Origin of the sequence: Arthrobacter sp. B10-11, assembly GCF_033142195.1 — a bacterium.
GTDB lineage: Bacteria > Actinomycetota > Actinomycetes > Actinomycetales > Micrococcaceae > Arthrobacter > Arthrobacter oryzae_C.
Genome location: NZ_JAWMTH010000003.1, coordinates 382,761 through 398,447, shown reverse-complemented (window position 1 = coordinate 398,447; position 15,687 = coordinate 382,761). Strand labels below are relative to the sequence as shown.

At 65.5% G+C, this 15,687-nt stretch carries 16 protein-coding genes; 15 read left to right on the top strand and 1 reads right to left on the bottom strand.

Annotation, left to right across the window (positions count from 1 at the left end; translation table 11 throughout):
• Window positions 1–46: 46 nt before the first annotated feature.
• The 15 genes from RW112_RS11760 (at window position 47) to nusB (ending at window position 14,254) form a co-directional block, all read left to right on the top strand.
• Window positions 47–1,474, top strand: a complete 1,428-nt coding sequence (locus tag RW112_RS11760; protein ID WP_317781915.1) for a replication-associated recombination protein A — start codon at window positions 47–49, stop codon at window positions 1,472–1,474.
• A gap of 243 nt (window positions 1,475–1,717) precedes the next feature.
• Entirely contained in the window at window positions 1,718–2,116 is a 399-nt protein-coding gene (locus RW112_RS11755; RefSeq protein ID WP_317781914.1) for a cupin domain-containing protein, read from the top strand.
• Window positions 2,117–2,314: 198 nt separating this feature from the next.
• Entirely contained in the window at window positions 2,315–2,941 is a 627-nt protein-coding gene (rpsD, locus tag RW112_RS11750) for a 30S ribosomal protein S4 (protein WP_078027880.1), read from the top strand.
• Between the two features lie 143 nt (window positions 2,942–3,084).
• Entirely contained in the window at window positions 3,085–3,459 is a 375-nt protein-coding gene (locus RW112_RS11745; RefSeq protein ID WP_011692124.1) for a DUF948 domain-containing protein, read from the top strand.
• Window positions 3,460–3,476: 17 nt separating this feature from the next.
• Window positions 3,477–3,707, top strand: coding sequence for a DUF6167 family protein (locus RW112_RS11740; protein ID WP_305941194.1), 231 nt, complete (start codon window positions 3,477–3,479; stop codon window positions 3,705–3,707).
• A gap of 111 nt (window positions 3,708–3,818) precedes the next feature.
• Window positions 3,819–6,497 (top strand): alanine--tRNA ligase, encoded by a 2,679-nt coding sequence (gene alaS, locus RW112_RS11735; protein ID WP_317781913.1) that lies wholly within the window; start codon window positions 3,819–3,821, stop codon window positions 6,495–6,497.
• Between the two features lie 7 nt (window positions 6,498–6,504).
• Window positions 6,505–7,104: a Holliday junction resolvase RuvX gene (ruvX, locus tag RW112_RS11730; protein ID WP_317781912.1), complete on the top strand. Its 600-nt coding sequence runs from the start codon at window positions 6,505–6,507 to the stop codon at window positions 7,102–7,104.
• The gene (gene mltG, locus RW112_RS11725) at window positions 7,101–8,834 is read left to right on the top strand and encodes an endolytic transglycosylase MltG (RefSeq protein WP_317781911.1); all 1,734 of its coding nucleotides are present in this window, start codon (window positions 7,101–7,103) and stop codon (window positions 8,832–8,834) included. The genes ruvX and mltG overlap by 4 nt, the downstream gene beginning before the upstream one ends.
• Complete coding sequence (locus RW112_RS11720) at window positions 8,831–9,691, top strand: shikimate dehydrogenase (RefSeq protein ID WP_317782189.1); 861 nt, start codon at window positions 8,831–8,833, stop codon at window positions 9,689–9,691. Before mltG ends, RW112_RS11720 begins: the two co-directional genes overlap by 4 nt.
• 26 nt (window positions 9,692–9,717) lie before the next feature.
• Window positions 9,718–10,917: a chorismate synthase gene (aroC, locus tag RW112_RS11715; protein ID WP_317781910.1), complete on the top strand. Its 1,200-nt coding sequence runs from the start codon at window positions 9,718–9,720 to the stop codon at window positions 10,915–10,917.
• A 59-nt stretch (window positions 10,918–10,976) separates the two neighbouring features.
• Window positions 10,977–11,516, top strand: a complete 540-nt coding sequence (locus RW112_RS11710; RefSeq protein WP_317781909.1) for a shikimate kinase — start codon at window positions 10,977–10,979, stop codon at window positions 11,514–11,516.
• Window positions 11,513–12,604 carry a 3-dehydroquinate synthase gene (gene aroB / locus RW112_RS11705; protein WP_317781908.1) on the top strand — a complete coding sequence of 364 codons (1,092 nt, stop codon included), beginning with the start codon at window positions 11,513–11,515 and terminating at the stop codon, window positions 12,602–12,604. Before RW112_RS11710 ends, aroB begins: the two co-directional genes overlap by 4 nt.
• A 14-nt stretch (window positions 12,605–12,618) precedes the next feature.
• Window positions 12,619–13,137, top strand: coding sequence for a tetratricopeptide repeat protein (locus RW112_RS11700; RefSeq protein ID WP_411709905.1), 519 nt, complete (start codon window positions 12,619–12,621; stop codon window positions 13,135–13,137).
• A 143-nt stretch (window positions 13,138–13,280) separates the two neighbouring features.
• Window positions 13,281–13,844, top strand: a complete 564-nt coding sequence (gene efp / locus RW112_RS11695) for an elongation factor P (protein WP_028267136.1) — start codon at window positions 13,281–13,283, stop codon at window positions 13,842–13,844.
• A complete protein-coding gene (nusB, locus tag RW112_RS11690; RefSeq protein ID WP_011692113.1) occupies window positions 13,844–14,254 on the top strand; it encodes a transcription antitermination factor NusB in 411 nt (136 codons plus the stop codon). Before efp ends, nusB begins: the two co-directional genes overlap by 1 nt.
• Window positions 14,255–14,334: 80 nt before the next feature.
• Here the strand turns inward: nusB and RW112_RS11685 are convergent, their stop codons facing one another.
• The gene (locus RW112_RS11685; RefSeq protein WP_317781906.1) at window positions 14,335–15,615 is read right to left on the bottom strand and encodes a PrsW family intramembrane metalloprotease; all 1,281 of its coding nucleotides are present in this window, start codon (window positions 15,613–15,615) and stop codon (window positions 14,335–14,337) included.
• Window positions 15,616–15,687 lie beyond the last annotated feature (72 nt).

Genomic DNA, 15,687 nt, shown 5'->3' with positions numbered 1-15,687 from the left:
ATTCTCCGTTGTTAGTGGCTTCATGAACTAGACGTAGCCTATCTATGTGGATGATCTTTTTGGCCAGGGGCCGGATAACGACGACGACGACGGCGGGACAGCGGCGCCGTCCGCGCCGGCGGTTTCCGGGCTGGCCGCCGGCCGGACGCAGCCGCGGAGCCCGCTGGCAGTCCGGATGCGTCCGCGGACCCTGGACGACGTCGTTGGCCAGCAGCACCTGCTGGGGCAAGGATCCCCGTTGCGGCAGCTGGCCGCCGGCGCCGGAGCCGACTCCGCCGGACCGGCCGGACCGACCTCGCTCATCCTGTGGGGCCCTCCGGGAACCGGGAAGACCACGCTGGCCCATGTGATCGCCAAGGGCCCGGGCCGGAAGTTCGTGGAACTCTCCGCCATTACCGCCGGTGTGAAGGACGTCCGGCGCGTGATGGACGAGGCGCTCACGGCCCGGGACCTCTACAAGACCACCACGGTGCTTTTCCTCGACGAGATCCACCGGTTCAACAAGGCCCAGCAGGACGCACTGCTGCCCGGCGTCGAAAACCGCTGGGTGGTGCTGGTTGCCGCAACGACGGAGAACCCTTCCTTTTCGGTCGTCTCGCCGTTGCTGTCCCGTTCGCTGCTGTTGACGCTCCGCCCGCTGACGGATGCCGACATCGAGGGACTCGTCCAGCGCGCTGTCGCTGATGCACGCGGGCTGAACGGAAAGGTGAAGCTCAGCGAGGAAGCCTTGGCCCACCTGGTCCGTCTGTCCGGTGGAGATGCACGCCGTGCGCTGACGGCGCTTGAAGCGGCCGCCGGGGTGGCTTTCGGTGATGCTGACGACGCCGACGACGGTCCGGTAACAGTGGAACTGCGGCACACCGAGCGGGCCCTGGATGTTGCCGCGGTCAGGTACGACCGTGCCGGTGACCAGCACTATGACGTGGCCAGCGCCTTCATTAAATCCATTCGCGGTTCGGACGTGGACGCAGCACTGCATTACCTGGCCCGCATGCTGGAAGCAGGGGAAGACCCCAGGTTCATTGCCCGCCGGATCGTGATTTCAGCCGCGGAGGATGTCGGAATGGCAGACCCCACGGCGCTGCAGACCGCCGTGGCCGCTGCCCAGGCCGTGCAGCTGATCGGCATGCCCGAAGGGCGGATCGTGCTTGCCGAGGCGGTGGTTCACCTGGCGACGGCACCGAAGTCCAACGCCGCGTACATGGGCATCAACAAGGCCACCGCCGACGTGCGTGCGGGACTGGGCAACGGCATCCCCGCCCACCTGCGGGACGCGCACTACCCGGGATCCAAACAGCTCGGGCACGGGAAGGGCTACAAATACGCGCACGACGCCCCGCACGGCGTGGCCACGCAGCAGTATCCGCCGGACGACCTCGTGGGCCGGGACTATTACCAGCCCACCGCCAACGGCGCCGAACGCGACATTTCCACCCGGCTGGAGCGGCTCCGGAAGATCATCCGCGGCGGCTGAGGGATACCGTCTGGACCCGGAATGCCGTGGCGAATGGCCGCCGGCGTCCGCCCCGTTGACTTCCGGCGGGGGAGGGCTAACGTTGAATTACGCCAGCACAGATCTGTTGGACGTGCGTGCCTTGAGGGGGACATCGCACAAATGCCGGTTACTCGCATCCTCAGGCCCCAAGTCGGCGGCCGGCACAGAATTTGCTTGGCACAACCTTTATGCGTCTCCGTCCCAGTTTTCAGGTAGTGTCCCATGTCCGTAAATTTCGTCACAGCAGTGTCCGTGAAGTCCTTCGATCTCCCGGACAAGAAGCGGTGCCCCGACAAGGCGGAATTCGACCTTGTCACCGTCAACGACTACTCAGTGGCCCGGCTGATCCTCAACCCCGGCTGGCGGTGGTCCGAGAGCATCAAACCGTTCGAGAAAACCGACTTCTGCCAGCACAACCACCTCGGATTCTGCGTCTCCGGTGTGATGGAGGTGGAAACCTCCGACGGCGTCCGTTCGACGATCCATGCCAACGACACCTACACGCTGCCTCCCGGCCACGATGAGTGGGTAGTGGGCAACGAGCCGTTCATCTCCGTCGAGTTCCTGGGCGCCGCTTCCTTCGGCCGGCCGGCCAGCCGCGGAGTCCACGCGCGGATCTGACCCGGAGCTCCCGGGGGAGCACGGGTGTGCAACATGGTAGGATAGTTCGTTGTCTGGCAAGGCACGGACGCGCAATCCCACCAAAGTTTCTTTGATGAGGTTACGCCTGTGCCCAGTAGCAAAAGGCAGCGGTTGGCCGATGCTCTCCATCGTGGAGGCCAGTAACACTGACACACCGCAGATATTGGAAGGACACAAGTGGCTAACAACACTCGTGCTCGCCGTACCGCACGCCTTTCGCGTGCACTCGGCATTGCTCTGACCCCCAAGGCCGCCAAGTACATGGAGCGCCGCCCGTACGGCCCCGGTGAGCATGGCCGTGCCCGCAAGAAGCAGGACTCCGACTACGCAGTACGTCTGCGCGAAAAGCAGCGCCTGCGCGCCCAGTACGGCATCCGTGAAGCCCAGATGACCCGTGCCTTCGAAGAAGCACGCCGCACCAAGGGCCTGACCGGTGAAAACCTGATCGAACTGCTCGAAATGCGTCTCGACGCCCTCGTGCTGCGTGCCGGCTTCGCCCGCACCATCGCCCAGGCCCGCCAGCTGGTTGTGCACCGCCACATCCTGGTTGACGGCATCCGCGTTGACCGCCCGTCTTTCCGCGTCTCCGAGGGCCAGCTGGTCCACGTTCACAGCCGCAGCGAGACCATGCCTCCGTTCCAGGTTGCAGCAGCCGGCGCCCACCGCGACGTCCTGCCCCAGGTTCCGGCCTACCTGGACGTCAAGCTTGACGCCCTGCAGGCCCGCCTGGTTCGCCGCCCGAAGCGCTCCGAGGTTCCCGTAACCTGCGAAGAGCAGCTCGTCGTCGAATTCTACGCACGCTAACTAAAAGCAGCGTATACAAAGAAGCCCGTGGCAAGCGCCGCGGGCTTCTTTGTATGTAAGGTACTGGGGGGAGTTCCGCAAGAGCGGCCATGATGCCGCGCGGAACCGCAGCATTCCACGGAAACACAAGGAGATGAACGTCTATGTCTGGTGGCGATATTGCCGGCCTGATCGCGGCAGGGGTGTTTGCGCTTCTGGTGCTGCTGCTGGCCGTGCCCATCCTGAAGCTCGGGCGGGTTTTTGACGAGGTCCGGACGTCCATCCGTTCGATCAGCGACGGTGCCACACCCCTCATGGACGAAGTCACGGCCACGGTTTCCACCACCAACCAGCAGCTGAAGAAGGTTGACGGCATCTCGTCCAACGTCTCGGACGCTTCGGCCAATATTTCCGCGCTTTCCTCCCTCGTGGCGGCAACCGTGGGATCCCCGCTGATCAAGGTGGCAGCCTTCAGCTACGGAGTCCGCTCCGCCCTGTCCGCCCGCAAGAAACCCGCCACCGGCCGCCGCAGCCGCTAATCCTGACGGAGCACCCAATGAAAAGAATCCTCTGGATGGGAATCGGCGTCGCCATTGGCGTTATCGCCTTCCGTAAGATCACTGAAGCCCAGTCCACCCTTGGGCCCGAAGGCCTTAACCGCGCAGTGGGCCGGCTCGCCGATGGCATCTACGACTTCGCTGACGCGGTCCGGGACGGCATGCAGGAACGGGAGTCCGACCTCAGGGCAGCCCTGGGCATCGACACCCAGGACGTGGTGCGGCGCTAGCCGCAGTTGCGGGAGAATTAAACAGGCAGTAGTCGGAATTTCGGTACTGCCATCTGAATCAAACTTTCACGCGGGAGAACGCGTGAACCAAGAAGGGTAAGTAACCAGGTTATGAAGTCGCAGGAGATCACCAAGCGCTGGATCGACTTTTTTGTCAGTAAGGGCCACACGGCGGTGCCTTCCGCATCACTGGTCTCCAGCGACCCCTCCCTGCTGTTCACGGTGGCCGGCATGGTTCCGTTCATTCCTTACCTGACTGCCCGCGAAGAGGCGCCCTACAACCGGGCCACCAGCGTGCAGAAGTGCATCCGCACCGGCGACATTGAGGAAGTCGGCAAGACGGCCCGCCATGGCACCTTCTTCCAGATGTGCGGCAACTTCTCCTTCGGCGACTACTTCAAGGAAGACGCCATCAAGTTCGCGTGGGAACTGCTCACCACAAGCGTCGCCGATGGCGGCTACGGCCTGCCGCCCGAAAAGCTGTGGGTCACCGTTTACGAAGAAGACGACGAAGCCGAGCAGCTCTGGCTCAAGAACACCGGCATGCCCGCCGAACGGATCCAGCGGATGGGCAAGGCGGACAACTACTGGTCCACCGGCCAGCCCGGCCCGGCCGGCCCCTGCTCCGAGATCTACTACGACCGCGGCCCCTCCTATGGCGTCGAGGGCGGCCCCATCGCCGACGAGAACCGCTACGTCGAGATCTGGAACCTCGTGTTCATGCAATATCAGATCGACAACGTGCGCTCGAAGGTGGACTTCGACATCACGGGTGAATTGCCCAAGAAGAACATCGACACCGGTCTCGGCATGGAACGCCTGGCAATGATCCTGCAGGATGTCGAGAACATGTACGAGACCGACCAGGTCCGTCCCGTGATCGACAAGGCCGCGGAGCTGTCCGGCAAGGAATACACCTCCGCCGAATCCGCCGACGATCCCCACCACACCGACGACGTCCGGATGCGTGTGGTGGCCGACCACATCCGGTCCGCGCTCATGCTGATCGCCGACGGTGTCACCCCCTCGAACGAAGGCCGCGGCTACGTGCTGCGCCGCCTGATCCGCCGTGCCGTACGCTCCATGCGTCTCCTTGGCGTCGAAAAGGCCTGCCTTCCCGATCTCCTCCCCGCATCCCGCGACGCGATGAAGGGTGTCTACCCTGTGGTGGAGACCGACTTCGACCGCATCAGCCGGATCGCCTACGCCGAAGAGAAGGCGTTCCTGCGGACCATTGCATCCGGCACTGCCCGCCTCGAGGATGCCGTCAAGGATTCCAAGGCAGCGGGCCAGCCGCTTTCCGGTGCCGACGCATTTGCCCTGCATGACACCTACGGTTTCCCGATCGACCTGACGCTGGAAATGGCTGAAGAGGCCGGCCTGAAGGTTGACGAACCCGAATTCCGGAAGCTGATGCTGGAACAGCGGCAGCGCGCCCAGGCGGACGCCAAGGGCAAGAAGGGATCGCACGCCGATCTCAGCGCCTTCCAGGAGCTGCTCGCCGGGGGTGAGACGGTCTTCACCGGCTACACGGAGCTCGCCGGCGAGTCCAAGGTCCGCGGCATCCTGTCCGGCGGCCGCAAGGTCTCCCAGGCCTCCACGGGCGAGGAAATTGAACTGGTGCTTGCTGAGACGCCGTTCTACGCGGAGGCCGGCGGCCAGGCCGCGGACACCGGGCTCATCACGGGCGACGGCTTCGTCGTCGAGGTCCTGGATGTCCAGCGGCCCGTCAAGGGACTGAGCGTGCACAAGGCGATCGTCCGCGAGGGCGAAATCGGCGCTGACTCGCTCGTGCAGGCCGCGGTGGACCGCGAACGGCGCCACTCCGCAGAGCAGGCCCACACCGGAACGCACATCGTGCATGCCGCCCTGCACCAGATCCTCGGCCCGGAGGCGCTGCAGCGCGGCTCGTACAACAAACCCGGCTACTTGCGCTTTGACTTCGCGTGGGGCGAGGGCCTTAGCGCTGCCACCCGGTCCGAAATCGAGGAAGTTTCCAACCTCGCCATCCGCAACAACTTCCAGGTGGAGACCAAGGTCATGGCACTGGCTGAGGCCAAAGCCCTCGGTGCCATGGCGCTCTTCGGCGAGAACTACGGAAACGAGGTGCGCGTCGTGGAGATCGACGGCGCCTGGTCGCGCGAGCTTTGCGGCGGCACCCATGTGGCCAACACCTCGCTCATTGGCAGCCTGTCCCTGCTCGGTGACCAGTCGGTAGGCTCCGGAAACCGCCGTGTGGAAGCCTTCGTGGGAATGGAGGCGTTCCGCCACCTCGCCGCCGAGCGTGCACTGGTCACGGAGCTCACGGAAATGCTGAAGGTGCCGTCCGGCCTGCTGGCAGACCGCATCGCCACCACCCTCACCAAGCTCAAGACCGTGGAAAAGGAACTGGAGCGCCTGCGCAAGGAGCAGCTGACCGCTGCCGCTGCACAGCTGGTCGGTACGGCAACGGACGCCGCCGGCGTCAAGGTCATTGCCCATGACGCCGGACAGGTCAGCGGCGCTGACGACCTCCGCGGACTGGCGCTCGACCTGCGCAGCCGGCTTGGCTCAGAGGCCGCCGCCGTCGCGGTGGCGGGCGTCAGCAATGACCGCCCCGTAATCCTGGTTGCCACGAATGAGGCCGCCCGTGCGGCCGGCGTCAAGGCAGGAGCCCTCGTCCGGCTCGCGGCCGGCATTCTCGGCGGAGGCGGCGGTGGCAAGGATGACGTCGCCCAGGGCGGCGGCACGGACGCCGCGAAGGTGCCGGCGGCGCTGACCGCCGTCGTGGACGCCATCACGAGGCGATAGCCGACCCGTGAATCAATCTGCTGCATCCGGCGCCTACCCCCAGGGCATCAAACTGGGGGTGGACGTGGGCACCGTCCGCGTAGGCGTTGCCGTCTGCGACCGCGACGGCATCCTTGCCACACCGTTGAAGACGTTGGAAAGGAACGCTAAGAAGAACACGGACGTCCGTGTCCTGGCGGCCCTGGCCGCCGAGCTTGGCGCCGTCCAGGTCTTCGTTGGCCTGCCGCGTACCCTCAAGGGCGAAGAGCACGCGTCGGCCAGGATGGCGACGGACTACGCGGAGCTGTTGGCACAGGAACTTGCGGGCCGTGGTTCTGACATTCCGGTACAGCTTATTGACGAGCGTCTGAGCACGGTGACCGCCCACCGCAACCTGCACGAAGCTGGCATGAGCAGCCGGAATCACCGTAAGGTAGTGGATCAGGTTGCCGCCGCAGGAATTCTGCAGCACGCAATCGACATGCAAAAAGCCAGGGGAACGGATGTGGGAAGCCGCGTAATTGCTGCTTCCCGGCCGGGGCTTTCCGGAGACGCCGCAGCGGAAGACGCTGAGCAGGCCGTCTCAGGAATCAATGTGCAATCTTCGGAAAATGGAAGGCTACAGTGAGCCCGGTCAACAGCGACGAGTCCTCGGGTGAGGAATTCAGTGACTCCGGACGTCAGCTGACGCGCAAGGAAATTCGGGCCAGGGAAAAATCCCTGACGACCGAAGGCAATGACGTCGTGCCGCCGCAGGCGTTCGAAACCGGCCCTTCGCCGCAGGTTCCTCCCGCCATGCCGGCGGAACCGCCCACTGTCCAGCAGGACGCACTTCACCATGACGCAGTTCAGCACGACGCTGTTCAGCACCACACGCCGCTGGCGCACGAGGAATTGCGCCAGGACGAACCCGCGCACCATTACGTGCCGCCGCACCAGGAGGAACCCGTGCACCAAGAAGACTCCGCGGAGGGCGACCCGCATGCCGGGCCGGACGCCCATGACCCGCATGCTGAGTTGCACGGCGTAGCCGGTCAGCCTGACTTCGCCGCGGATCACACCTACGCTGCGGATCACGCCTATGCCGGGCACCCCGACGTCGCGCACCCGGACGACGCAGGGCACCCCGCCTACGTGGACCACCCGGACTACGCGGTACACCACGAGGACGAGGCACACCACGTCTACGAGGATGCCGGCGTCTATGCAGCGGAGCACCACTCCGAGCAGCACTTTGACGAACCGGACCACCCTTTGATGGCCGGAGCCGGGTCTGTCGCTGCTGCCCCTGCCAAATCCAAGAAGGTCCGCCGCCGCCGCAGGTGGTTCGCGCTCCTGCTGACGCTCGGGGTCTTCGTCACCGCCTTGGTGGTGGGCGCCCAGTTCCTGAAACCGCTGCTCGGCGGGGACACCATTGCCGACTACCCCGGCCCCGGCACCGGGGAAGTGAATGTGTCTGTCGAGCCCGGTGAAGGCACGAGGTCTGTCGCCACGAAGCTCGAGGACCAGAAGGTTGTCGCCAATGCGGACACCTTCCTGCGCGAGCTGACCGCGTCCGGGGGCACCATTGCCCCGGGTGACTTCCAGTTCCGCCAGGAAATGAAGAACTCCGATGCCGTGGCCGTGCTGCTGGGCCAGGGCGAAGGCAAGGTCATGTACTTTGCCTTGAGCGCCGGACTGCGGATCGGCGAGTCATTGCAGGCCATCTCCCAGGGGTCCGGTATCCCGGTGGCGGAGCTGCAGGCCCTCAGCGACTCCCCGGCCCAGTTCGGGCTGCCGGAGAAGGCCAAGAACCTTGAGGGCTACCTCGCGCCCGGCGAGCACCGCTTCCCGGTGGGAACGCCGGCCAAGGAGATCCTCCAAAACCTCGTGACCACCACAGTCGACGAGCTCAAGGCACAGGGTGTGACCGATCCCGCGAAGCAGTACGACGTCGTGACGGTTGCCAGCATCGTGCAGGCTGAAGGCGGCCAGGCCGAGTACGGCGACGTCGCCGGTGCCATCTACAACCGCCTCAAGCCGAACAACACCGAGACGGCCGGCCTGATCCAGTCCGATGCCACGGTGACCTACGGGCTGGGGATCAAGAGCTTCCACATCGATGAGGACCAGAAGGCTGACAAGTCGAACCCGTACAACACTTACGCCAACCAGGGGCTCCCGGTGGGACCCATCGGCTCGCCGGGCAAGAATGCCATCGATGCGGCTGCGAAGCCGAAGGCGAACGAATACATGTACTGGGTGACCATCAACCTGGACACCAAGGAGACGAAGTTCTCCAAGACGCTGGCTGAGCACAACGTCTACGTGGAGCAGTACAACGCATGGTGTGCCGCCAACGCGGGCCGCTGCACGTGACCTTGAAGGCTGCCGTTCTAGGGCACCCGATCGGCCATTCGCAGTCCCCGGCGCTCCACCGTGCCGCCTACGCCCGCCTGGGCGTGGACGTGGAGTATTCCGCCATCGACGTCACCGTCGCTGACCTTCCGGCCTTCATGGCCGCAGCCCGCAACGAGCCACGCTGGCGCGGACTGTCCGTGACCATGCCGCTCAAGACCGCCATGTTCTCCGAAGTGGACGAGGTCCGCGGCGTGGCACGCATTCTCGGTGTGGTCAACACCGTTGTGTTTGAAGCCGACGGTCCGGCCGTCCGCCGGGTCGGTTACAACACCGACGTCGCAGGGATCGTCAACGCCGTGCGCCATGCCGGCGTGGTGTCCGCACCGTCAGCTGTGGTCCTGGGCGGCGGCGGAACTGCCGCGGCCGCGATCGCAGCGCTCAAGGATCTGGGCGCGCCGTCCGCCGATATCTACGTCCGCGACGTGGGCCGTGCTGCGGAAGCACGGGCCGCTTCGGAGGGCGTGGGCCTTCCGGTCCGCATTCTCCCGCTCTCCGGCGCGGCACCCGCCATGGCCGCCGCCGACGTCGTCATTTCCACCCTCCCGCCGCACGGGGCCGATGCCCTGGCGGAGGAGTTGGCCGGCCTCCGGACCCTGACCCCGGGAGTGCTGCTGGATGTCGCCTACGACCCCTGGCCCAGCCGCATTGCCTCAGTCTGGCGCGACGGGGGAGGCGCCGTGGTCCCCGGACTGGAGATGCTGCTGTATCAGGCAGTGGAGCAGGTCCGGTTTTTCAGCGGCCTTGGCGATGACGTCACGGCCGAAGTCATAGATGTGATGTGTGACGCAGTCGGGGCACCTCGACGAGTGTTCTAACCGCCCTACGTGGCAGGATGGATTTTATGTTGCGTTGGTTGACTGCCGGTGAATCCCATGGACCGGCACTGGTCGGAATAATTGAAGGCGTCCCTGCCGGTGTGGAACTCACCAGCAGCCAGATCGCCGATGCCCTCGCCCGCCGGCGCCTCGGGTACGGCCGCGGTGCCCGGATGAAGTTCGAACAGGACGTCGTGACCGTCCTGGGCGGCGTGCGCCACGGCATCACGCAGGGCGGTCCGGTGGCCATCCAGGTGGGCAACACCGAGTGGCCCAAGTGGGAGCAGATCATGGCTTCGGACCCCGTGGCCCCCGAGGTCCTCGCCGACCAGGCGCGCAACGCGCCGCTGACGCGGCCGCGCCCCGGCCACGCCGACTTCACCGGAATGCAGAAGTACGGCTTCGACGAAGCGCGGCCCGTACTGGAGCGCGCCAGTGCCCGTGAAACCGCCACCCGCGTTGCGTTGGGAACGGTGGCGTCGCAGTTCCTCAAGCAACTGGGCATCGAACTGGTCAGCCACACGGTTTCGATCGCCAGCGTTGCCGTCCCAGAAGGGCGCCCGCTGCCCGTGCCTGCCAACGTGATCGCCCTCGATGCGGATCCGCTCCGCTGCTTCGACCGGGAAACTTCGGACGCCATGGTGGCCGAGGTGGATGCCGCGCACAAGGAAGGCGAAACCCTTGGCGGCGTGGTGGAGGTGCTGGCCTACGGCCTTCCACCCGGACTCGGCAGCTACGTTCACTGGGACCGCCGCCTTGACTCCCGCCTGGCCGCCGCCCTGATGGGCATCCAGGCCATCAAGGGCGTCGAGGTCGGCGACGGCTTCCTCACCGCTTCCCGCCGGGGCTCTGCCGCCCACGACGAAATCGTCAAGGACTCAGACGGCCGGATCATCCGCACCAGTAACCGTGCAGGCGGCATCGAGGGCGGCATGAGCATCGGCGACGTGCTGCGCGTCCGGGCCGCCATGAAGCCCATTGCCACCGTTCCGCGAGCCCTGAAAACCATCGATGTCAGCACCGGGGAAGCCGCCAAGGCGCACCATCAGCGCTCGGACGTCTGCGCCGTTCCCGCCGCCGGGGTCGTGGCCGAGGCCATGGTGGCATTGGTCCTTGCCGAGGCAGTGGCGGAGAAGTTCGGCGGAGATTCGGTCGCGGAGACCGCTCGAAACATCAAGGGTTACCTGGACAACATTCCGGCGTCCCTGGACTCGATCGGCCAGTAGTGCCCGTCAGCAGCAGGAACGGCGCCGCACCATCGCGGCCCATCGCCCTTATCGGACCCATGGCTGTCGGCAAGTCGGCAATCGGCCATCAGCTGGCACAGCAGCTTGGGGCGGCGTTTGTCGATACCGACGTCGTGATCGTGGAAAACCACGGCACGATCCCGGACATCTTCGCAGCCCGTGGCGAACGTGCGTTCCGTGAGATTGAGGCCCGGACCGTTGCCCGGGTCATCGAAGAGGCGCAGAATACCGCCACCGTCATTTCCCTCGGCGGGGGAGCGGTGCTTGACTCCGGGACTCAGCAACTGCTGGGCAGGTGCACCGTTGTCTACCTTGAGTGCGACGCCGACACCGTTTCCGAGCGCATTGCCCGGAACTCCGGCCGCCCGCTCCTGGCCGGCGATGCCATGGGCCGCTGGCGTGCGCTGTTTGCCACCCGGCAGCCCGTGTACGAACGGCTTGCCGATCTTGTTTTCGATGTCCGCAAGGGGTCCGTGGCGGATCTGGGGCATCGGCTGGAAGAGGCGCTGCGCGGGTACGCGGCGGCGCAGACCGCAGCGGCGGAGCCAGTGGCCGCAACAAAGGAAGTTGAAAAGTGAGTAGCGAATCAACCGTCATCAAAGTCACCGGCAAGACTGCCGCTGACAACTACGACGTCGTTGTGGGCCGCGGCCTGCTCGAACGCCTTCCGGAACTGCTGGGGGAGCGCGTCAAACGCGTCCTGGTCATCCACCCCCGGGCCCTCCGGCTCACCGGCGACACTGTCCGCGATGAACTGGCCTCGGCCGGATTCACCGCCCTCACCGCCGAGATCCCCGACGCCGAAGAAGGCAAGCACATCCAGGTCGCCGCATTCTGCTGGCAGGTCCTGGGACAAAACGACTTCACCCGGTCCGACGCCGTGGTGGCGGTCGGCGGCGGCGCCGTCACCGACCTCGCGGGGTTCGTGGCCGCAACCTGGCTCCGCGGAGTCAAGGTCATCCACATGCCCACCAGCCTGCTCGGCATGGTGGACGCAGCAGTAGGCGGCAAAACCGGCATCAACACAGCCGAAGGCAAGAACCTGGTGGGCGCGTTCCACCCGCCCGCCGCCGTCCTCACGGACCTTGACACGCTCAACACCCTGCCGAAGAACGAACTGATTTCCGGGATGGCCGAAGTCGTCAAATGCGGGTTCATCGCAGATCCCGCCATCCTGGACCTTATCGAAAAGGACCCGACCGCCGTCACCGATCCGCAGTCAGCGGTCCTGCGCGAGCTCATCGAACGGGCCATCGCCGTCAAGGCCGACGTCGTATCCGAGGACCTCAAGGAAACGGGCCGGCGGGAATTCCTCAATTACGGCCATACCCTGGGCCATGCAATCGAGCTTGTGGAACGGTATTCCTGGCGGCACGGCGCTGCCGTGTCCGTGGGAATGATGTTCGCTGCCGAACTCGCCCGCAGTGTGGGGCGCCTCAGCGATGCCGACGCCGACCGCCACCGCACGATCCTGGAAACGCTGGGACTGCCCATCACGTACCGCCGGGACCGCTGGCAGGGACTCCTGGACGGCATGCGGCGCGATAAGAAGTCGCGGGGCGACCTCTTGCGTTTTGTGGTGCTCGACGGCGTTGCCCGCCCGGGAATCCTCGATGTACCGGACACGTCCCTGCTGTTCGCCGCCTACCAGGAGATAGCCTCTTGATGATGAGCGACGTCATGATGGACGCCATGGGCGGAACGAGCGAGTGGCCGGATGCGGGGTTCCCGGGCATCAAGATCAACCCGGACACCCTGATGCCGGGAATCGTCAACGAAGAAGCCTGCAACTCCGCGCTCCAGGCATCCTCCGATCCGGCGGACCGCATCATGGTCCTCCTGGCCGAAGGCCATGCCGGCGACGCCGCGGAGCTCCTGGCCGAAGCCCGCTACAACGATCCCGAGTCCTTCCGGCTGCGCGCCTTTGAAGCTGAAGTCCTTCGGGTGTCCAAGCGCTATGACCGGGCCGTGGACCTTTACCGCCAGCTCCTGGCCGAGGTTCAGGGAACCGGGCTGGAGGCCCTCGCGCACCAGCACCTAGGCCGCGCCCTCTACGCCGGGGGCAACACCGCGGCCGCCGTCGAGGAGTTCGCCAAAGCCCTGGACCTGCGTGTAGCCGGGGCCGCGGACGCCGCGCTGATCTACTCATCCACCGTCGCACTGCAACGGGCCCGGAACGTCCTGGAAATGGCCTCGTAGCGGCCGACGCAGGAGTCCGCCGGCATTACCGGTAGAATGGTTCTTGGATTTTTGACAAATACTCGCTGGCCGCCTTTTCGGCGCGCCTGCGTGACATAACCGGCTGGCAGCTAAAGCAGTCAGAGACAAACCAGAGGATACCAGTGGCAACCACAAACGACATCAAGAACGGAACCGTGCTGAAGCTTGAGGGCCAGCTCTGGAACATTATCGAGTTCCAGCACGTCAAGCCGGGCAAGGGCGGCGCTTTTGTCCGCACCAAGATGCGCAATGTTATGTCCGGCAAGGTGGTCGACAAGACGTTCAACGCCGGCCTCAAGATCGAGACTGCCACTGTTGACCGCCGCGACTACCAGTACCTGTACCAGGACGGCGCGGACTTCGTGTTCATGGACACGCAGGACTTCGACCAGATCACCGTCTCCGGCGCCACGGTAGGCGACGCCACCAACTTCATGCTGGAAAACCAGATGGTCAACATCGCCATCCACGAAGGCACCCCGCTGTACATTGAACTGCCCCCGAGCGTCGTGCTCGAAATCACTTACACCGAGCCGGGCCTGCAGGGCGACCGCTCCTCGGCAGGCACCAAGCCGGCAACGCTGGAAACCGGCTACGAGATCCAGGTGCCGCTGTTCGTTGAGAACAACACCAAGGTGAAGGTCGACACCCGCGACGGCAGCTACCTCGGCCGGGTCAACGACTAGTGAGCGCCCGCGGTAAGGCCCGTAACCGGGCCCTGGATGTTCTCTTCGAGGCGGAGCAACGCTCCCTCTCGGCTTTTGATGTGCTGCGGTCCCGCCGTGAAAAGACCGACCAGATCGTCAACCCCTACACGCTCGAGATTGTCGAAGGCGTGGTGTCCCACCAGGCTGCGATCGATGAATTCCTGGAGACCTACTCCCAGGGCTGGACACTGGAGCGCATGCCTTCGGTGGACCGTATCATCCTGCGGATCGGCACGTGGGAACTGCTCTACAACGACGACGTTCCGGACGGCGTGGCCGTCAGCGAGGCCGTAGCCCTGGCCAAGACGCTGTCCACGGACGAATCGCCGTCGTTCATCAACGGCCTGCTGGGCAGGCTGCAGCAGCTGAAGCCTTCGCTGCTGGCTTAGGTCCTTAGTGGCTTAGCAGCACAGAAGAAGAGCCGGTGCCCGCCCATAGTGGCGGACACCGGCTCTTTTTGCTGGCCTGCTCAGCGGAGGACTGCGTCCCTGCAGGCCACGATTTCCGCGAGCTGGCGGTGTTCGTCGAGCTGGTGGGCGGGAACATCCCGGCCGCTGAGGATGCGTTGCCGGGTGAAGGCAAGCTGCGTGGCCGCGTGCAGGAAAGCCTTCATCTGCGGCCCCCGGCCCAACTGTTTCGCCCACCTGACGGCGGAACGGCGCCCGCCCGCCGTGGCCAGCATGTCCACTTCCGGCGGCGTGAACCAGCCTGCCGCCGCGTATTCCAGCAGCCGCTGCCGCGTCAGCCGGTTTTCCGCCACGCGCAGCAGGACAATGACGACGACGGCCAGCACGAAGATGGGCACCTGCACGACGATGTACTGCAGCAGGAAGTTCTGGCCCATGCTGTTCCACATGCTGTGCAGGATCATCGCCGGAACCAGGCCGACGCCAAATGCCACCACCAGCATTCCTGTGTGCCAGCGCCGCGCCGCGAAGCCCAGGATGAGTCCGGTGGTGCCGGTGAAGATGGCGTGGGCGAACGGGGACATGACGCCCCGGAGAAAGAAGACCACCGCCAGGTCGGCGCCCGGCGTAGCCGATTCGGCAATGGCCCGGCCGAAGTAGAGGATGTTCTCGGTGAAGGCGAATCCGCCGGCAATCGTGAAGGCAAACACCACGCCGTCCACCGGACCGTCGAAGTGCTTCCGTGCCAGCAGCAGGAGCAGCAGCAGGCCAAGCGACTTGGCGAATTCCTCCACCACCGGCGCCTGGACGGTGACGGCAAAGGTCCTGTAGTCCATGCCGGCCGGGGGCGCCGCCGCCAGCGCGAAGAACGGCTGGATGAGCATCGTGACGGAAATGGACACCATGGCACCCCAGAGGAATGCAAACAGCAGCAGGCGCTTGGGCTCGGGTTCCCAGCGGTCAATGACGTAGACGGCCAGGAGGACGGCGCTCAACGGTAGCAGTGACGCGATGAAGCCGATCACGAACCCGGTGATGCCGGTGCTGCCTACAAGGTAGGGGAGGACCAGGAAGAGGCTGGCGAAGGCCAGGAATCCGCCGCCGGTTACGAGGGCCATCACGCCCGCCCCCGAGCGGTTGAGGGTGGCAGCCGGCGGCATTACGGGGGTCACCGCGGGAGCGTACGTGTTGGCGGGCGCCGCACGGTACTGATCCGGCCGGACCTGGCCCATCCAGGTGGGGTTGGTCTGCCGGGGCAAGTCCTGCCGGGGCCGTGCGGGCGGCTGCCCGTTTCGGTGGCCGCCCGCGGGATCGTGCTGCGGCCAAGGCGCGTTCGATGTCATGGGACCGAGCCTACGTGCCCGTAACCGGTCCTTCCAAGGCAACGGGCGGACGGCGGGTGGGCCTTCCCCGGG